Source organism: Cupriavidus sp. KK10 (assembly GCF_018223725.1).
GTDB classification, from domain to species: Bacteria; Pseudomonadota; Gammaproteobacteria; order Burkholderiales; family Burkholderiaceae; genus Cupriavidus; species Cupriavidus necator.
Window position 1 is genome coordinate 3,305,852 of the sequence record NZ_CP073677.1, and the last position, 18,755, is coordinate 3,324,606.

The 18,755-nt window shown below is 64.0% G+C and carries 16 protein-coding genes and 3 pseudogenes; 8 read left to right on the forward strand and 11 right to left on the reverse strand.

Annotated elements, in window-relative coordinates:
* The first annotated feature begins 143 nt into the window (after positions 1-143).
* Positions 144-805, forward strand: a pseudogene (locus KB879_RS15565) (response regulator).
* A gap of 26 nt (positions 806-831) precedes the next feature.
* On the opposite strand, the gene KB879_RS15570 reads toward KB879_RS15565, so the two are convergent.
* Together KB879_RS15570 and KB879_RS15575 are read right to left on the reverse strand one after the other, a co-directional pair.
* Positions 832-1,293, reverse strand: coding sequence for a MarR family winged helix-turn-helix transcriptional regulator (locus tag KB879_RS15570; RefSeq protein ID WP_013953664.1), 462 nt, complete (start codon positions 1,291-1,293; stop codon positions 832-834).
* Positions 1,294-1,327: 34 nt separating this feature from the next.
* The gene (locus KB879_RS15575; protein WP_153953379.1) at positions 1,328-2,854 is read right to left on the reverse strand and encodes an MFS transporter; all 1,527 of its coding nucleotides are present in this window, start codon (positions 2,852-2,854) and stop codon (positions 1,328-1,330) included.
* A gap of 324 nt (positions 2,855-3,178) precedes the next feature.
* On the opposite strand from KB879_RS15575, the gene KB879_RS15580 reads away from it, so the two are divergent.
* From KB879_RS15580 to KB879_RS15595, 4 genes are all read left to right on the forward strand, one after another.
* Positions 3,179-3,616 carry a MarR family winged helix-turn-helix transcriptional regulator gene (locus tag KB879_RS15580; RefSeq protein WP_211982037.1) on the forward strand — a complete coding sequence of 146 codons (438 nt, stop codon included), beginning with the start codon at positions 3,179-3,181 and terminating at the stop codon, positions 3,614-3,616.
* Between the two features lie 92 nt (positions 3,617-3,708).
* Positions 3,709-5,196, forward strand: coding sequence for an efflux transporter outer membrane subunit (locus KB879_RS15585; RefSeq protein ID WP_211982039.1), 1,488 nt, complete (start codon positions 3,709-3,711; stop codon positions 5,194-5,196).
* Positions 5,197-5,236: 40 nt separating this feature from the next.
* Positions 5,237-6,541, forward strand: coding sequence for an efflux RND transporter periplasmic adaptor subunit (locus KB879_RS15590; protein WP_211982041.1), 1,305 nt, complete (start codon positions 5,237-5,239; stop codon positions 6,539-6,541).
* Between the two features lie 79 nt (positions 6,542-6,620).
* Positions 6,621-8,183: a DHA2 family efflux MFS transporter permease subunit gene (locus KB879_RS15595; protein WP_013953669.1), complete on the forward strand. Its 1,563-nt coding sequence runs from the start codon at positions 6,621-6,623 to the stop codon at positions 8,181-8,183.
* Positions 8,184-8,249: 66 nt separating this feature from the next.
* On the opposite strand, the gene KB879_RS15600 is transcribed toward KB879_RS15595, so the two are convergent.
* The 7 genes and pseudogenes from KB879_RS15600 to KB879_RS15630 all read right to left on the reverse strand — a co-directional run.
* A complete protein-coding gene (locus KB879_RS15600; protein ID WP_211982043.1) occupies positions 8,250-9,257 on the reverse strand; it encodes a bestrophin family protein in 1,008 nt (335 codons plus the stop codon).
* A 275-nt stretch (positions 9,258-9,532) separates the two neighbouring features.
* Positions 9,533-9,937, reverse strand: a complete 405-nt coding sequence (locus tag KB879_RS15605; protein ID WP_013953671.1) for a cupin domain-containing protein — start codon at positions 9,935-9,937, stop codon at positions 9,533-9,535.
* Positions 9,938-9,941: 4 nt separating this feature from the next.
* Complete coding sequence (locus KB879_RS15610) at positions 9,942-10,421, reverse strand: carboxymuconolactone decarboxylase family protein (RefSeq protein ID WP_013953672.1); 480 nt, start codon at positions 10,419-10,421, stop codon at positions 9,942-9,944.
* 74 nt (positions 10,422-10,495) lie between these two features.
* The gene (locus KB879_RS15615; RefSeq protein ID WP_153953339.1) at positions 10,496-11,248 is read right to left on the reverse strand and encodes an SDR family oxidoreductase; all 753 of its coding nucleotides are present in this window, start codon (positions 11,246-11,248) and stop codon (positions 10,496-10,498) included.
* Between the two features lie 139 nt (positions 11,249-11,387).
* A complete protein-coding gene (locus KB879_RS15620) occupies positions 11,388-11,825 on the reverse strand; it encodes a GNAT family N-acetyltransferase (RefSeq protein ID WP_153953338.1) in 438 nt (145 codons plus the stop codon).
* Positions 11,826-11,943: 118 nt separating this feature from the next.
* Positions 11,944-12,174: a DUF2798 domain-containing protein gene (locus KB879_RS15625; protein WP_211982045.1), complete on the reverse strand. Its 231-nt coding sequence runs from the start codon at positions 12,172-12,174 to the stop codon at positions 11,944-11,946.
* Positions 12,175-12,239: 65 nt separating this feature from the next.
* Positions 12,240-12,486 (reverse strand): annotated as a pseudogene (locus tag KB879_RS15630) (isochorismatase family protein); the annotation flags it as partial.
* 1 nt (position 12,487) lies between these two features.
* On the opposite strand from KB879_RS15630, the pseudogene KB879_RS15635 reads away from it, so the two are divergent.
* Positions 12,488-13,099: pseudogene (locus tag KB879_RS15635) on the forward strand (TonB-dependent receptor domain-containing protein); the annotation flags it as partial.
* A 10-nt stretch (positions 13,100-13,109) separates the two neighbouring features.
* Here the strand turns inward: KB879_RS15635 and treF are convergent.
* Both treF and mdtD read right to left on the reverse strand, forming a co-directional pair.
* Entirely contained in the window at positions 13,110-14,897 is a 1,788-nt protein-coding gene (treF, locus tag KB879_RS15640; protein WP_211982047.1) for an alpha,alpha-trehalase TreF, read from the reverse strand.
* A 108-nt stretch (positions 14,898-15,005) separates the two neighbouring features.
* Positions 15,006-16,391 (reverse strand): multidrug transporter subunit MdtD, encoded by a 1,386-nt coding sequence (gene mdtD, locus KB879_RS15645; RefSeq protein WP_249221316.1) that lies wholly within the window; start codon positions 16,389-16,391, stop codon positions 15,006-15,008.
* Between the two features lie 377 nt (positions 16,392-16,768).
* On the opposite strand from mdtD, the gene KB879_RS40200 reads away from it, so the two are divergent.
* Both KB879_RS40200 and KB879_RS15650 read left to right on the forward strand, forming a co-directional pair.
* On the forward strand, positions 16,769-16,891 hold the full coding sequence (locus tag KB879_RS40200; RefSeq protein WP_256449323.1) for a hypothetical protein: 123 nt from the start codon (positions 16,769-16,771) through the stop codon (positions 16,889-16,891).
* 1,288 nt (positions 16,892-18,179) lie between these two features.
* On the forward strand, positions 18,180-18,686 hold the full coding sequence (locus KB879_RS15650; RefSeq protein WP_211982051.1) for a hypothetical protein: 507 nt from the start codon (positions 18,180-18,182) through the stop codon (positions 18,684-18,686).
* Positions 18,687-18,755: the final 69 nt, after the last annotated feature.

Below are 18,755 nucleotides of genomic sequence, written 5' to 3' on the forward strand. Positions count from 1 at the left end.
CCCGTTTGGCCCGGTCCCGGGGCAATGCATGCAGTTGTCTGGCGTCGTATTGTTTGGCGTCGTTTTTGCGCCGCACGTCTCGCTGACGTGCGGCGTTTTCTTGATGTCGGCGCTGCCACGAACCAGAATCGAGCAGCAACCAGATGACATTGAGGATCCTGCTTGCCGACGACCACCCCCTGGTAAGCGCGGCCGTCGCGGACCGCTTGTATACCCAGACCGGGTGGGAGGTGTGCGGCAGCGTGACCAGCGCGACGGCCTTGCTGAACAGCGTGGAAAGCCTACGTCCCGATGTCGTGATCACCGACTACCACATGCCCGCACAGGGCGAGGGCAACAGCGACGGCCTGCGCCTGCTTGCCAGCCTGCGGCGGCGGCATCCGTCGCTGGCCGTGATCGTGCTGACCTCACCAATCCGCTGGTGCTGCGCTCCATCCTCGACACCCAGGTGCACGGCCTGTTGCTCAAGGACTCGCCGCTGTCAGAACTGGTGACTGTGGTTTGCCGTATCCAGCGGGGCTTCCACTACATCGGCAAATCCGCGCTGGAAGTCCTGTCGCAGGCCGATCCGGGCAACCCGGCCGCACCCGGCCAGGCCGGCGCGGAGCGCCTGTCCCGGCGTGAAATGGAAGTATTGCGGCTGTACCTGACCGGGCGGTCCGTGAGCGAGATCGCTGTCCTGCTCTGCCGCAGCGTCAAGACCATCAGCCGGCAGAAGAACTGCGCCATGCAGAAGCTCGGCGTCACCAACGACCGGGAACTGTTCGAATTTGCGGCGCTTAACGGCATGCTGCTGACTGCCTGAGCACCAGCGGCACGAGCGCAGCCGTATCAGGCGGCGTCGGCTGCCTGTGCCGCGTGGGCCTGCGCGTAGGCGATGCCGGCCTCCAGCCGCGCCAGGCCGCGCGACAGCTCGCGCATGGTCGACGGCGACACCTCGGCCAGCACATCCTCCAGGAAAGCTGAGCGCAGCGGCATGGCTTGCGCCACCACCTGCTGGCCGGTCCGTGACAGCGTGACGTGCGTCACGCGGTTGTCGCGTTCCGAGGTGCTGCGCTCCACCCAGCCAAGTTCCTGCATGGCCTTGAGCTGCCGCGTCAGCGCGCCGGGGTCCATGCCGACCAGGTCAGCCAGCGCCTTCTGGCCGATCGCGCCCTCCTGGTGATGCAGCGCATGCAGGATGCGCCAGCGGGGCAGCGGCAGCCCCAGGCGCTGCTCGAACGCGGCCGCGTAGGCGCGGTAGGTGCGGCCGAACTGCTGCAGTACGGCCACGCTTTGTCGCTCCAGTTCCATCCGTTTTCCTCAGGTTACGTTGCAGGCCGGCGCGTCAGTCGGCGGCCATGGCGGGCGCCGGCGCCCGGGTCAGCTTGATCGACGGTACCCGGCGGGCGCACCACACGCCCAGCGCGGCGGCCACCGCAGCGACCACCAGGCCGAGGTGGATGGCACTGACCAGCGACACGCGCGCCTGCTCCAGCAGCAGGGCGCCATTGTGCCCGGCTTGCTCAAGCTGGCCGAGCAACGCGACTTGCGACGCCTTGTCGATCAGCACCTGCGGGTCCGCCATGCGCGCCGTCCACTGTCCGGCATTGGCGGCGGCCAGCGCATGTTCCACACCTCCGGTATAGCTGCGCGTGACCAGCGTGCCCACGATCGCGGTGCCAACCATGCCACCCACCATGCGCAGCGATTGCAGCATGGCCGTGGCAATGCCAAGGTGTTCGCGCCCTGCTGTCTGCTGCGCGAACACCGTCAGGTTCGGCATGATGAAGCCGAGCCCGAACCCGCCGATCAGCATGATCGTCAGCAAGACGCCGTGCGGCATACTGCGCGTGGCCTGCGACAGGCCTAGGCAGGACACCGCCAGCATGCCAAAGCCGGCATAGAGCATGGTATTCGGGCGGCGAATGCGCGTGACGATGCGGCCGTTAAGAATGCTGCCCACGGTAATGCAGACCACCAGCGGCGTGATCAGGATGCCAGCCTCCTTCGGCGAATAGCCAAAGCCGCCCTGGAACAGCAGCGGCGCATAGAGCAGCAGCGCGAACATGGTGAAGCCCGTGAACACCGCCAGCTGAAACAATGGCGCCAGCCCCGGGTTGCGGAACATCTCCACCGGCAGGATCGGGTTGGCACAACGCTGCTCCCACTGCCACAGCGCCACCAGTGCCACCGCCGCCAGCACCAGCAAGCCGCCGGTATAGGCGTCGATCCCGCGCGCCGGCAGCAGTTCAACGCTCAGCTGCACGCACCCCAGCCCGCCTGCGATCAGCAAGGCACCGAGCCAGTCCACGCGGATCGGCCCGCTATGTGCCTGCTGGCGCAGGTGCGGCAGGTAGCGCCACGCAAACCACAGCCCCAGCACGCCCACCGGCAAGTTGACATAGAACACCGCGCGCCAGCCGTACCACTCCGTCAGCAGCCCACCCAGCGACGGCCCCACCGCATTGGCAATGCCGAATGCCGCGCTCATCATCACCTGCCAGCGCAGCCGCACATGCGTATCCGGAAACAGGTCGGCAATGCAGGCAAAGGCGGTGCCGACCAGCATGCCGCCGCCAATCCCCTGCAGGGCGCGCGCCAGCACCAGGAACGGCATGCTCGGCGCCATGCCGCACAGCGCCGAGGCCACCGAGAAGACCACGATCGATGCCAGCACGAACGGCTTGCGCCCGTAATAGTCCCCCAGCCGCCCGAACACCGGCACGGTGATCACCGATGTCAGCAGGTAGGCCGTGGCAACCCAGGCGTAGTACTCGAAGCCTTGCAGCTCGGCCACCACGGTCGGCAGCGCCGTACCGACCACGGTCTGGTCCAGCGCCACCAGCATCACCACAAAGGCCACGCCAAGCATGGCCAGCAGGGACTCGCGAAACGGCAGCACCTGGCCGTTGACCTCAGACTTTTCTGGCTGTGGGGTCACTTTATTGCTCGATCAATCGTTGTGTTATCAAGCATTATAGGTGCAGTTCGGCCAGCTGCGTCATTGCCCTGTGATCGCGAGAAATAATGTCGCCCCCTCATTCGCAACCGCCAACAGGCATGGGCTTGCCGGAAACCCTTGTTTGCAAAGGCTTTCTGGGAAACCGCCAGATTTTGCACGAAAAGCACCATTGCCCCTCCTTGCAATTATCTGACAGATCAGCTATTGTCTCGTCAGCAAGCAAGGAAACTCGCCATGGACCACTACTCAAAGGAAGACTTCCAGATCACCCAGAGCATCGGCTTCTTCCTCAACCGCGCCCGCAACACGCTGCTGATGGAAATGGATGCGGCATTGAAGGACCTGGACATCACGGGCCAGCAGATGGGGATCCTGATGTCGCTCACGCATGGCGTCGCTACCACCCCCTTCGAGCTGAGCAAGTTGCTGGGCATCGACACCGGCCTGATGACCCGCATGCTGGACAAGTTGGAGGCCAAGGGCCTGCTGTCACGCAGCCGCAGTCTCGACGATCGCCGTGTGGTCAACCTGACGGTGACCCGAAAGGGCCAGGAAGTTGCCGAGCGCATCCCGGATGTGGCCCCCAAAGTACTCAATCAGCGGCTCAGGAACTTCAGCAAGGAAGAATTTGCCGAGTTCCGCCGGCTGCTTGCCAAATTTGCGGGCGCCTGAACGCCTCTTTTTTGCCCATTTGGTTGATTTGGTCAAAAGGTGCCAGGGCCTGTGCCCGCCTTTTTTTACCCATTTAACTGACAGATCAGACAATGCTCAGTCAAATTACTCTTCCGGAAGCGCTCCGCCTGGCCTGTCGCTTTGCCGGTCTCCTGCTGTCGGTGCTGGTAGCAGCATTCCTGAGCGCCTGTGCCAACTACGCCGGCATCCACAGCGACAAGCAAATCGCCGAACCTACCACCTACACCACCACGCAAAGCATCCCCGCCGAGCAGGGCCACTGGCCTTCGGCGGACTGGGCCGACCAGTTCGGCGACGCCCAGCTCAAGGCATTGATCACGGAAGCGCTGCAGGGGAGCCCGTCGTTGGAAAAGGCCCGTGCCCGCGTGGCCTCCGCGGTGGCGTTCAGCGAGGGCGCCAATGCCAACACGCTGCCGCAGGTGAGCGCAGGCTATTCGTTCAACCGCCAGCGCTACACGGGAAACGCGATGGTGCCGCCGCAGTTCGCCGGGACGTGGCAGTCGGAGAACAAGGCGTTCATCAACGCCTCGTATGACCTCGACCTGTGGGGCAAGAACCGCGAGGCGCTGAAGTCCGCGGTGTCTGGTGTACATGCCGGCGAAGCCGAGGCCGAACAGGTGAAGCTGACGCTGAGCAGCGCCATCGCGCGCGCCTACAACGAACTGGCCCGCCTCTACACGCTGCTCGACATCTCCAGCGACGAAGTCAGACAGCGCCGCGAAGTGCTGCGCGTGACCAACGGCCGGGTGACCATGGGCCTGGAGACCGAAGTCGAGAAACGCACCGCCGAGGCCAATCTCGCCGCCAGCGAAGTCGCCGTCGCCGCGCTGGAAGGCAGCATCCAGCGCACCCGCTACCAGCTCGGCGCGCTGCTCGGCCAGGGCCCGGACCGCGGCCTGGCGATCGCCCGCCCCAACCTCGGCGCCGGCGACGACGTCCGCCTGCCCGACAACCTGCCAGCCGACCTGGTCTCGCGCCGCCCCGACATCGTTGCCGCGCGCTGGCGCGTCGACGCCACCCTGCACGACATCAAGGTGGCCAAGGCCGAGTTCTACCCGGACATCAACCTGACGGCGATGATCGGCCTGGACGCCATCGGGTGGGGGCGCTTCCTGCGCGCCGCCAGCCGCACCGCCTCGGGCGGCGCCGCGATCCACCTGCCGATCTTCGACGGCGGTGCGCTGCGCGCCCAGCTCAAGGGCCGCTATGCAGAGTTCGACTTCGCGGTCGCCAACTACAACGAGACGCTGGTGAACGCCCTGACCGACGTGGCCACCCAGCTCTCTGACATCCGCGCCGTCGACGCGCAGATCGACAACGCCGTACGCAGCGACACGGCCGCGCAACGCGCCCTGACGCTGGCGCTGGCGCAGTACAAGGCCGGCCTGACCACGCAACTGACCGTACTGAACGCACAGACCAACGCGCTGCGCAGCAGCCAGGTGGTGGCCAACCTGCGCATGAACCGCCGCGACCGGCAGATTGCGCTGGCCGCCGCGCTGGGCGGCGGTTTTACCGATGCTTCCGAATCGACCACAAAGGCGGCCCTGGTCCGCTGATTCTCCTCTCGACGCAAGAAACTAAGTTTCAGTTAACGCCATGAACGATACGACCAAGACCACACCGGCCGACCCGCAAACCGCACCCGCCGCGGCCACCCCGACGTCCGCCAGGAACACCCGCAAGCGCCTGCTGGCCCTGCTCGGCCTGACCAGCGCGCTCGCCGCCGCCGGCTATGGCGCCTACTACTACACCGTGGCCCGCTTCCACGAGGACACCGACGATGCCTACGTCAACGGCAACCTCGTCCAGCTCACGCCGCAGGTCGCCGGCACGGTGATCGCGGTGAATGCCGATGATACGCAAATCGTGAAGGCCGGCGAGCCCGTGGTGACGCTCGACGCTGCCGATGCAACGGTGGCGCTGGCCAATGCGGAGGCCACCCTCGGCCAGACCGTGCGCCAGGTCAGCGCGCTCTATGTCAACAATGACGTGCTTGGTGCCACCGTCAAGCAACGCCAGGCTGACCTGGACCGCGCCCGGGACGACCTGCGCCGCCGCACCGGGGTGGCCGAATCCGGCGCCGTCGCAGCGGAAGACGTGGCGCATGCCCGTGACGCCGTCAAGACCGCCGAAGCCGCGCTCGAGACCGCCCGCCAGCAGCTTGCTGCCAACCATGCGCTGACCGACAAGACGAGCGTAGCCGACCACCCCAGCGTGCAGGCCGCATCCGCCAAGGTGCGCGACGCCTACCTGGCCAACGCCCGCAACACGCTGCCGGCCCCCGTGACCGGCTATGTGGCGCGGCGCTCGGTGCAGGTGGGCCAGCGAGTTGCCCCCGGCAACCCCCTGATGGCCATCGTGCCGCTCGACGGCGTGTGGGTCGATGCCAACTTCAAGGAAGTCCAGCTCAAACACATCCGCATCGGTCAGCCGGTCGAGCTCCACGCCGACCTGTATGGCAGCGGCGTGACCTATCACGGCAAGGTGATCGGCTTGTCGGCCGGCACCGGCAGCGCGTTCTCGGCCCTGCCGGCGCAGAATGCCACGGGCAACTGGATCAAGGTCGTGCAGCGCCTGCCGGTGCGCATCCAGCTCGATCCGGCGGAGCTGCGCAAGCATCCGCTGCAGATCGGCCTGTCGATGCAGGTCGACGTGGAAACGCGCATGGATTCCGGTTCGCCCTTGAGCCCGGGCGCGGAAGTACCGCAACGCACCGCCTATCGCACCGAAGTATTCCAGCGCTACGGCGAAGAGGCCGACCGCGAGATCACGCGGATCATCGCGCAGAACAGCAACGGCAAGTCAGCTGTGGGGCAATCATCGCCAGCTTCGCAAGTTGCGCAGCAGCCTCAGGCGATCAAGCGCACGGCGCAAGTTGCCGGCAGCGCCTCCGGCGCATGAGCGGCATCACGCCAATCGCCTTCCCCCGCCAATTTAACTGACCCATCAGAAAAAGCGGCCCAAAACCCCGGAGCGCATCTTGCAACCCCAAGCCCAGACCTCACTCGTGCCAGCCCCGCTCACCGGCGGCAAGCTCCTGTTGGGAAGCTTCGCCGTGGCCCTGGCCACCTTCATGAACGTGCTGGATTCATCGATCGCCAATGTGGCGATCCCGACGATCGCCGGCAACCTCGGTGTGTCGATCGATGAAGGCACCTGGGTGATCACGCTGTTCGCCGCGGCCAATGCTGTCGCGATCCCGCTGACCGGCTGGCTCACGCAGCGAATCGGACAGGTCCGCCTGTTCGTCGGCGCCATCCTGCTGTTCGTGCTGTCGTCCTGGCTATGCGGCGTGGCGCCGAACCTGACCACGCTGCTCGCCGCGCGCATCCTGCAGGGCGCCGTGGCCGGGCCGCTGATCCCGTTGTCGCAATCGATCCTGCTGTCGTCGTACCCCAAGGAAAAAAGCGCCACCGCTCTGGCGCTGTGGGCCATCACCGCCACCGTCGGCCCCATCGCCGGCCCGGCGCTGGGCGGCTGGCTGACCGACAGCTACGCGTGGTCGTGGATCTTCTACATCAACGTGCCAGTCGGCCTGTTCGCCGCTGCCGTGACCTGGGCGATCTACCGCGACCGAGAAACGCCGACGCGCAAGCTGTCGATCGACGTGGTGGGCCTGGCATCGCTGGTCACCTGGGTTGCGTCGCTGCAGATCATGCTCGACAAGGGCAAGGACCTGGACTGGTTCAGCTCGCCCGTCATCATCGGGCTGGGCATCGTCGCGCTGCTCAGCTTCATCTTCTTCGTGATCTGGGAGCTGACCGAACCGAATCCGATCATCGACCTGCGCCTGTTCAAGGGCCGCAACTTCCTGGCCGGCACCGTTGCCATCTCGGTCGCCTTTGCGGTGTTCTTCGCCAACCTGGTCGTGCTGCCGCAGTGGATGCAGCAGTACCTGGCCTACCCGGCCGTCAACGCCGGGCTGGTGACCGCGCCGCTGGGCATCTTCGCCGTGCTGATGGCCCCGGTGGTGGGCAAGATCCTGCCGAAGTCGGAGTTGCGCGTGCTCGCCACCCTCTCCTTCCTGGGATTCGCGGCGGTGTACTTCATGCGCTCGCACTACACCACGGGCGTGGATACCTACACGCTGGTGCTGCCTACCTTGCTGCAAGGCATTCCGACCGGACTCTTCTTCGTGCCGCTGACGGCCATCATCCTGTCCGGCCAGCCGCCCGAGAAGGTTCCCGCCGCCGCAGGCCTGTCAAACTTCGTCCGCGTGTTCTGCGGTGCGGTGGGTACGTCGCTCGCGACCACCGGCTGGAACAACCGCGCCATCCTGCACCACGCGCAGCTGGCGGAACAGGCCAGCGTGCACAACCCGCTGTACGCCAGGACAATCGAATCGCTGCAAGCGACGATGGGATTCACGCAGGGCCAGGCCGCCGCCTACTTCGAACGCGGTCTGAACACGCAGGCCATCATGCTGGGCCTGAACGACATCTTCTGGATCTCGGGCGTGATCTTCGTCGCCATCGTGCCGCTGATCTGGCTCACGAAGCCCGCCAGGGGCGGCTCCGCGGCCACTGCAGCGGCTGCGCACTGAGTGAACAGACGACGCACGTCCCGCAGTCATGACAGGACGCCTGACTAAAGCGATAACCTTGAGTGGTCAGAGGACAATACCGTGCTCGGCCGTTGGCGCGGGGATATCGCACTTCTCGCCAAGCATGTCCATGAGTTCGTTTTCGATCTTCCGGCAGATCTGTGCCATGGGCACATCATTGGCGTTTCCTTCGAACGGGTTCTCCGTGCTTTCGCCCACTTGCTCCAGCGCGAGATACATCCAGGAGATCATCGTGCTAAATGGAATGACCAGCCAGATCATGCTGCCATGCATGACGCCTGAAACGCTGGCATTGAGCTTTTCGAATTCCGTAAGAATGCCAAAAGGCAGTAGCAGACAAAAAGTACGGACAAAGAGCTTGTTGACGACCGCATATTGCCTGGGATACGGATAGTCCTTGATACGCTCCGCCCGTCCTTGCTGCGCGAACAAGCCTTTGATCGATCCTACCAACTCCAGATAGAAGGCATTGCCGATCTCGCCAGCGTCAAGGAGCCGCCTGATCGTCGCCGACTGCGTTCCCAGCAACCGGCTTGTCTTGCTCTCGGCGTGCGCAAGCGAGTCGAGTTCGGCCTGTGGCAGATACCGCGCAAGCGCCTCGTGCAATGGAGTCTCCCACTCTGGAACCCGGTAGTACTTCCGGTACTCCACGTTGGATGCCTTGCCCGCGCTTTCCCAGATCCTTGGGGTTCTCAGTTGATAGCGGAGCGCCGTCAGCCACGCGCAATGCCGGAGAATCAGATCCCGCCCGGCCGCCTGCCCTGCCAGAAAGTCCCGGCTCATCACACCCAGACACCGGCTGCCATTCAGGATCTCAGTCCAGATCTGCTGTGCCTCCAGGGCCCTGCTGTAGGTCTGCACGTTCCGGAAACCCACGATGAATGACGTGGCCGTGCCCAGCAGCACCACAACCGAGACCGGGACCGACAGCCATTTCAGCCCGAAGAACTGATAAAGGACTACGGGCAGCGAACCGCACGCTAGCGAGGCATAAAGTTGCCGTCTCGACCAGAACGAGAACTCGGTTATTGTGTACAATTTTCCCAGGTGCATGGTGCGCATCTCGCGGCGGTGGGGCAGGTCGCGGGTCCGAGGTCCGAACTGCGGCAGGCAGCACGGCCAACCGCCCTCACCACCGACCAGATCGCTGCCCGGGACCTGGTTTTGTCATGGTGATATTGCCAAGAAACCGACGTAGTATCAATTTCCGTCCCACAACCCTTCACACCACCCTGGAAAACAGCGGCACGGCAAGAGCAAGCGGTAGCGCCGCTCTTGCCGTGCCGGACAGTGCGCACCGGCATTGCCGGTGCCTGAATGGACGTCGACTACTTCACCGGCGTCAGGATCGGCGCGCCCTTGTTCTTGATCAGGAACACGACAAACTTTGCTGGCTGCGTCTTGCTGGCATTGCGTCCGACGGTGTGGATATCGTTGGGACCTTCGTGGAAGGTATCGCCCGCTTTGAGCGTTACCTCTTTTCCGCCCTTGAGGCCCATGACGATGCTGCCCTCGAGCACGTAGACGAAGGCGTGGGCGTCATGGCGATGCACGGGATCGGCGCTGCCCGGCGGATACTCCACGATGATCATCTCGGCTTCCTTCCCCGGATATTCGGGCAACGCTTCCTTGGCCAGGGGCGTGACACTCGCCTCCGGCGCGGCGGCGGCCGGCTGTGCAACCGTCAGGCACGACAGCACAAGTGCTGCCGCAACGGAAGTGACCGTCTTCATGGCATCACTCCAGGTTGGCCTTGTCGAGCCCGAACGCCTTGTCCGACGAACCAGGCACCATGCGGAAAGCCACGTTCAGGCGGTTCCAGGTATTGATTGCCCCCACTAGGAAGGTGAGGTCAGACAGTTCCTTCTCGCTGTACTGGGTGCGCACGCGCTCATAGATATCGTCGGGCACGCCTTCGGCGGGAAGCCTGGTCAGCACCTCGGTCCAGGCCAGCGCGGCGCGTTCGCGCGGCGAGAACAGCGTCGACTCGCGCCAGATCGCCACATGATGCAGGCGCAATTCGCGCTCGCCGTGGATCTTCGCCATCTTGATATGCATGTCGACGCAGAACGCGCAGCCATTGAGCTGCGATGCGCGAATCTCGACGAGCTCGCGAATGGGCTCTTCGATCGTGGTCTTCTGGAACAGCGCGCCGAACTCCATGAGCTTCTTGGACAGTTCCGGGGATTGCTGGAAGTAATTCGTACGTTGGGTCATGTTTGCTCCTGGTGATCTGCTCAATGTGGTACTGACGAAAGCGCTGCTACTTACGTGGGCATGCGCCCTGCGGACTATCGTTGCTGCGATTGACGCAGCCATTCCTCTAAGCCGATGCGCCCGAGGCGCGCCTCGCCCAACGGCACGAGCGAATGTTCCTCGACCCGGCCGCCGAAGTAGCGGGCCTCGGGGTCGCGCACGACTTCACGCGGGTCGCCAACCGCCTTGAGATAGCGGGCGACGATCTCGTTGAACGGGGCTCGTTCCGGGCCGGCGATCTCGACGATGCCGTTTCGCGGTGGCGCGAGCGCTACATCGGCAACGATTGCGGCAACGTCGTCCGCCGCAATCGGCTGGAACAGCCCAGGCGAAAGGTGGACGACATTTCCTTGCGCACTGGAATCGGCGATGCCGCCGATGAATTCCATGAACTGGGTCGAGCGGATGATGGTGTAGGGGATGCCGGAGGCCTCAATAAGTTTTTCTTGCGCGACCTTGGCACGGAAATAGCCGTTTTCGGGCGTCCGGTCGGTGCCGACGATGGACAGCGCGACATGGTGCTGAACGCCCGCTTTGGTCTCCGCCGCATGAAGGTTGCGGCCGGAGGTCTCGAAGAACTCCAGCACCGCCTTGTCTTCAAACGACGGGGAATTGGCAAGGTCGATCACCACCTGAGTGCCGGCGAGGGCCTCCTGGAGCCCCTCGCCAGTGATGCTGTTGACACCGCTCTTGGGCGAGGCGGCCACGACCTCGTGGCCGCCCTGGCGCAGAATGGCAACGGTCTTCGAGCCGATCAGGCCGGTCCCGCCAATGATGACAATCTTCATGATGCTTCTCCGTGCTGAGGAAGGTGGAACGATTCCATGTTAGGGAACGCGGCATCCCCGCGCCAGATCGACTCGGAGCGCTGGCTCGTGGGATAGTCACGGCGCGGGCTGCAATCGAGCAGCAGCAGGCTGAGGGGCTTCATTGCAACTCCATGCAGAAGTGGAGGCCCTTGGCGAGCAGGCCGGAACGGAAATAGAAGCGCTGGGCCAGCGCGTTCGCGAGTGCGGTATCCAGGACAAGTCGCTGGCAGCCTTCTGTGCGTCCAAGCTCGCAAAGCGCCCGCAGCAGACGCTCGCCGTGACCCTGCCCCCGGCCTTCGGCATCGGTGATCAGGTCATCGACGTACAGAAAGCGCCCGTGGATCAGGTTGTCAAGACGCCGATATCCGGCCAGCGCAACAGCTTTGCCATCGTCCCAGAGCGCGAGCAGCCGGTACCCTTGTCCGCTTTGCAGCATGAAGGTGTCGAGAAAGTCTTCCGGCATTTGCAGCTTGGGGCGCAGTTGCCGCATAACCGGGAAGCAGGCATGGATCTCGGCTTCCGTTTCCGCATGCCTGAGCGTCAGGTTCTTGGTCATGGTGCCGATGCGTGCTGGTTTGTGCAGGCTTCAATGTAGTTGAGCGATGACGCAGTCAACAGGCACATGTTTATCGTTTTCAACTAGGCCATCGACCATCGACATGGGACGGTATGACCTAAGAGTGGTTTGTCATGCGATCGACCAGGCGGCGAATGATGGGCGTAGCCGACACGACAACCGGCAGCATGGTCAGCCAGGAAACGCTCCAGGACCTTAGCCAGTGCTGAAAGAACTGGCCTTCTTCTGCAAATGGAAGGCTTGCGATGGCAGCAGCGATGGAGCAGGTCAAGCCGGCCTGGATAACGCCATAGGCGAAATAGCTGTAGCGCGAAGGAATCTTGGGCATGTGAGTCGCCTCTATGCATTCTTTGAACCAGACATTGATGCACCCTGCCATTGCCGCGCCAGGCGCTACGCGGCTGCTTCAATCTTTCCTGCCAACCGCTGCACGGTTTCGTTGGTATCCCACAGCGCGTTTGCGATGAAGCGGAAGTTGACCAGTGCCGCGTGATACCCATCCCCTTCGGGTAGCTACGGCGTCGCGCACGACAGCAACTTCGAAACCTTGCTCCAGCAGATCACGCAGATGGGATTCGACGCACGGATTGGCGGCCATGCCCGCAAGGATCACCTGGTCGACGCGCTGCTTGCGCAACTGTGAGACGATGGTGTCGCAGGAACTGGGCCTGCTCTATGACAAGGGCAACGGCCTGCAGGCGGGCGTGACGCTGTTCAACAACGACGTCAAGGACAAGATCACGCGCGTCGCCTGCCCGACCACGCAGTGCACCGACGGACCAAACCGGTTCGGCGCCGACCCGACTACCTACATGAACGTGGACCGCGCCTACTCGCGCGAGGTGGAAGCCAGCCTGCGCTGGCCGATCGCGCAAGCGTGGTCGCTGACCTGAAGCTATACCTATATCAAGTCAGAACAGAAGAGCGGCCAGTACCAGGGCCAGCCGCTGAACCAGTTGCCGATGCACCTGCTGGTGGCCACGCTGAACTGACGGCCGAGCGAGCGGGTCAACGCCTGGGCGCGCGTCAATTACCGCGGCAAGGAAAGCCAGCCGATCACGGGGCCGTCTTCCAGCACCGTGGTGGCGCCGTCATACACCTTTTTCGACCTGGGGGCGACCTATGCGGTCACCAGGAACGTGTCGGTGTTTGCTGGTATCTACAACCTCTTCGACAAGCAGGTGAACTACACCGATTATGGGTATGTCGAGGATGGGCGGCGGTACTGGATGAGTGTTTCAGTGAAGTTTTGAACGGGCCCCCTCAGCTCGCGACATCATCCGCCCGGCACGTTGCCGGCACCTCTCCATAGAGAGCCATCAACGCGCCCGCAATCGCATTGGTCCAACCAAAGCCATCCTGCAACGGATACTCGCCCCCACCCCCGCCCAAGGCCCGGGCTCCGATATTCCGGATGCGGTATTTCTCCACCAGCTTGCATTCATGGATGTAGAGACTGGCCACGGTCGCCAGCCAGCGCTGCGCGATCTCACGCGCCAGGTCGTCGTGACCATAGCGTGCCAGCCCGCGCACGGCCAGCCATTGCAGCGGCGCCCAGCCGTTGGGCTGGTCCCATTGCTGGCCAGAGGTGCATTCCGTGGTGGCCAGCCCGCCGTCGACCAGCAGCCGGTCCTTCACCGCCTGCGCCACGGCTTGCGCCTGCGGCGGCCGCGCAAGACCGAGATAGAGCGGCATCACCATTGCCGCGGTCAGGCACAGCCGCGGCGCGCCGCGGCACCAGTCGTAGTCGACAAAGGCGCCCGCTGGGTCGTCCCACATGTATTGCAGGATGGCTGCTTCGCGCCGCTGCGCTGCCGCGCGGTAAGCCTCTGCCGCGGCATCGCCGGTCTGCTCGCACAGCGCGGCGAGGCGCGTTTCCAGGTGCCAGAGCAGTGCGTTGAGGTCGACCGGCAACATTGCCGTGGTCCGGATGGTGGCAAGGTCCGCGGTCCGGCCGGGCGGCGTGGATGGCGAATCGAGCCAGCGTGAACTGAAGTCCCACCCCGATTCCGCCGCGGCGCGCAGGTCGCGGAACACCAGGTGATGCGGCCGGCCGCTGCGCATCGCGGTCTCCATGTCCTCCAGGAAGGCTTCCTCGCGCGGCCACGGGCGGTCGTCCCAGTAGCGGTTCAGCACCGCGCCGTCGGGCAGGCAGACCACCCGCCGGTGCGCGTGGCCGGGCCGCACGCAGTCGGCACCGTCCATCCAGAAGGCGTATTCGCGGCGCAACTGCGGCAGGAAGTCGATGGCGCTGGCCAACTGCTCGCGCTCGAGCAGGTCCACCATCAGCGCAAACACCGGCGGCTGCGAGCGGCTCAGGTAGTAGTTGCGCGTGCCGTTCGGCACCATGCCATACGTGTCGATCAGGTAGGCGAAGTTCCGCGCCATCTCCACCATCAGCTCGCCGCACCCGCTGCCGGCCAGGCCCTCCATGGTGAAGTAGGAATCCCAGTAATACAGCTCGCCGAAGCGCCCACCCGGCACCACGTAGCGGTGCGGCAGCGGCAGCAACGACGACAGCGGCGGATGGGCCACGGGCTCGCGCGTCAGCACCGGCCACAGGCCATCGATATGTTCGCGCAGGGTGCTGGCCGGGTCTGACACGTAGTGGCTCTCCGGCACGATGGCGCGGGTGAAATGCGCCTGCACGAAATCGGCCAGCGAGAAGCCCGGCGTGTCGCGCGTTTCGCGGTAGCGCGCCACGATCAGGTCCGGGTCGCAGTTGGGAATGCAGTCAGGGAAGGTCTTGCTGTCGGCAAACAGGCCGCTGTGCTGGACATCGACGAACAGTTCGCAGTAGCGCGCCGCGGGCGACAGCATGTCGGCGCAGGCGCAGCCGGGCAACGTGTGCGGCGGCGGGCAGTCCCGGTGCGTGACCAGCGCTGGCCGCGCCGCCGCATGGACCTTGCCGGGCGCCGCCACTGGCCCCGGCACCGCGCCGGCGCCGTCAGGGGTGGCCGGGGCCGAGCGCGGCACCGTGCTGCCGCCGGCAGCGGGGCCTGGCGACGGCGGGATGGCGGGTTCGGACCCGGACTTGCCTGTCGGCTGCATGGACGCCTCCTTGCACCGGGCGCTGCCGGCTCATGTGGATAGGAGCCGGGAAGTGCCGGGTAAGTTCGCGGCCGCCCCCCCAAAGCGGCCCATGTGCCACGCAGTTGTTTACACCTCCTTCTCGCCATGCTGCACCGGTATCGCCGGCGCGGGCTCCCGCACGCCCAGTTGCATGAAGATCCAGGCCGACGCGCACGTGATCAGCCCCATGCAGACAAAGGTGGCATGAAACGCTGGCAGCACCGCCGCGGTATCGCCGCCAAAGCGGTGCTGGAAGGTCGCCAGCAAGGCGCCCGCCGAGGTCACCGCCAGGCTCATCGACAGCATCTGCACCATCGACAACATGCTGTTGCCGCTGCTGGCGCCGGCCCCGCTCAGGTCCTTCAGCGTGACCGTGTTCATGGCCGTGAACTGGATCGAATTGACCATGCCGAACAGCGCCAGCAGCGGAACCAGCAGCCACAGCGGCAGCTGCGGCGTGATCAGCGCAAAGGCTGCCATCACCAGCCCTACCACGAAGGTATTGGCCACCAGCACGTGGCGGTAGCCGTAGCGCTGGATCAGGCGCGTGGCCAGGCGCTTGGAGGCCATGCCGGCCGCGGTGACGGGCAGCATCATCAGGCCCGCATTGAACGGCGAATAGCCCAGGCTGACCTGCAGCGTCAGCGGAATCAGGAACGGCATCGAGCCGTTGCCGATCCGTGCGAACAGGTTGCCCAGCAGCCCTACGCTGAAGCTATGGATGCGGAACAGCCGCAGCGGGAACAGCGGCTGCTTGCGCCGGTTGGCGTGCAGCCCGTAGGCGGTCAGCGCGGCCATGCTGGCGATCAGCAGCATCAGCACGGTGGCGTGCTGGAAGCCCAGCCCGGCCAGCCCGTCGAGCGAGAATGACAGCGCCAGCATGGCGATGGCCAGCAGCAGGTAGCCGGCGATGTCAAAGGACCCGATGCCTGTCAGCCGCGCGTTGGGCATATAGCGCACCGTGGCCAGTGCGCCCAGCAGGCCGACCGGCACGTTGATCAGGAAGATCCAGTGCCACGACAGCACCTGCGTCAGCCAGCCGCCCAGCGTCGGCCCGATCAGCGGGCCGATCATGCCGGGGATGGCGACGAAACTCAGCGCCTGCAGATACTGCTCGCGCGGGAAGGTGCGCAGCACCGAGAGCCGCCCCACCGGCAGCAGCATGGCCCCGCCCACGCCCTGCACCACGCGCGCGCCGATCAGGAAGTTCAGCGTCGGCGCGTCGGCGCACAGCAGCGAGCCCACCACGAACAGCCCGATGGCGGTCTGGAAGATGGTGCGGGTGCCGAAGCGGTCCGCCAGCCAGCCCGAGGCCGGGATGACCACCGCCATGGTCAGCGAGTAGGCAATCACCACCGACTGCATCCGCAACGGACTCTCGCCCAGGCTGTGCGCCATTGACGGCAGCGCGGTGTTGACGATGGTCGAGTCCAGCGTCTGCATGAAGAAGCCGACCGCCACCACCCACAGCATGATATTGGAATCTCGGTTATCAGTACGAAAACGGCTGGGAAACATGGGGTTTCAGTGTGGGTAGGTGGAAACGAATGTGCCCCAAACCGACGCTTTGGGGCACTGCGGAGCTAGTATATCCGTCGCAAAAACACACATATAGCGGTGCACCAGAATGGCTAATTTCGAGCAACGGGGGCACACGGTTCGTGCCCTGGTTCGCATGAAGGGACAGCGCATCAGCGCTACTTTCGACAGCGAGAAGGCCGCGCGGCAGCATCGACGTCACACTTATCAACGCGACCGCGAGCCTGGAAAGGCTCCACCCTGATTGCCGTTGTGCTGCTGCTTACAGGCTGCGGCACAACGCGGGCCCGGCAGTGCGATCGCTGCCGGAGATGGCAGCCGGACAGACCTTGCAGGACTATACGCTCGACGTGGTCACGTCGATCCTTGGCGCCGTGCTGTCCATCGCCGGCCGTGTCACGGCGTCGAAGACCATCATCCCGCCCAAGGGCTGAACGGCGTTGGCTGCGTACTAGCGCGCAAACCCGGCGCGCGCTTTGCGACTACCCACCGCCAGCGCGAGATCAGTGCGTGACTTCGACACTCTTTCGCTTGAAACTTGGCGGAAACAGAATATGCCAATGCATCATTCAGTGATGTCGCCCATCTAATGAAGAAAAAGAGCCCCCGGGGACCGGGGGGTTCCCCGAGGGCCTTAAATGCGAGGCGAAACAGCAGCCCCGCACATTCCATGCTGAATGATGGTCGTTGAATCGGCATCCGCCAGAGTATCTAAACCATTGCGCCATTAAGTGTGTTTCAACGGCGAATAGGGCAATTACTTGCCTATTGAGACGTGATTACCGGGTGAACCTCGGCGGCGGCACGGCGCCGGGACGCTTGATCTTCATCCATTCGCGCGAGCGCTCCCCGTCCTGATACAGCGAGCCGGCGCGCTTCCTCACCACTCCCTCCACCCCGGTGAGAGCGCATGGCCGTACAGCCACGCGCCATCCTCGACGCTATCCGCGTACAGAAGCCCTGCACGCGGCTCGGCCAGAAGTCGACGGAGTGGACGCTCCAGCGGCTGCCGGCGCAAATCCTTTCCCTTGCCGACCCGCATGCCAAACACGCAGTAGGCCACAAGGTCCGCGCCCTTGTACCAGCCCCGGGCCCGCGCATGCCTGCTCACTGTCTCTCGCCGACCCGACGCAGCCATCCGACGCGCCTTGGCGGCGACCGCATTGTCGGCATAGCCTGTATTACGTGCAACGCAAAGGCAGACTTATTCGCCACTTCGACGAGTCTGGAGCCGCACGCTGAAATCGTACGACGCTTTGTCGTTTTTCCGCTTTGTCGTTTTTCCGCTTTGTCGTTTTTCTATTAATAAGAATTGAGAACCGCACCTGGCCATGCCTGTTGGGCAACCAGCCTCGGTGGGCCGGTATCAGCGCATGTTGCTGCCTAATGCGGCCGATGACAACCTTGTGGATCTGCAGCGCGGCAAAAAAATAAGTATAGGTCGACTGGGCAGCCATTGCGCCCAAAAATACAGCGCACAACTTCCCCTGAACCAAAAGAAATCTCCAGTTCGCCGCCTTGCTTTAACTATACTTTCGAGAACGTTATTACATACCAAAATGTAAATTCTGCAGCAATGCTGAAGCGCATATTTTTTAATACGAAGCGAGGAGGTAACCATCATAGCTTTAAGGATCTGCTGAATACTGCGGAGCGAAGAAAAAAGTAAACAGCAAGCCAATTTTTCTCATCCGGGGGCTCAATGGATTCTTGGAGAAAAAGATGAGGAATCTAGCTTTAGTTACATTGGCTGCGGTGCTGGTCGCTCCCGCAGCTTGGGCCGAAACCATTGCCGCCAATGGGCCCAGCGGAGCACATTATGCAAGCGGCTCTGCCGAGCCGGTATGCACCGTAAATTCCAGCCAGGATGTCAGCTGTACCGGGACCACCATCGGGGGGGTCGGCAAAACTAATGCGACAGCGATTCTGTCAGCGACTTACTCAGGCACCGTGCAGTGCACAAACCATGGCGGCCAGATCGTCGAGGTGAAGACGCAGTCCACGGACGCTACTTCGTCGGGAACCCTGAGACCTTCCAGGAACGGGCAGCTGGTAGTGCCGCCGCTCAGTACGACGGCGCCGACCACCCAGGAGTTACTAAACGCGGCCACCTGCCCCAACGGGAACTGGACCAAGCAGCTGATCGCGGGCCCAACCCTTGCGGGTTTCGTGTATACGGTCACCTTCGCGGGCTTCACCCAGCCTTATATCAGCATCGTGGGTCCTTGATTGACTTAGCACAGGCTTCGGCACATTCGGCTGATACGCGAGGGCGTCCTAAGCCATAGGGATGGGCGT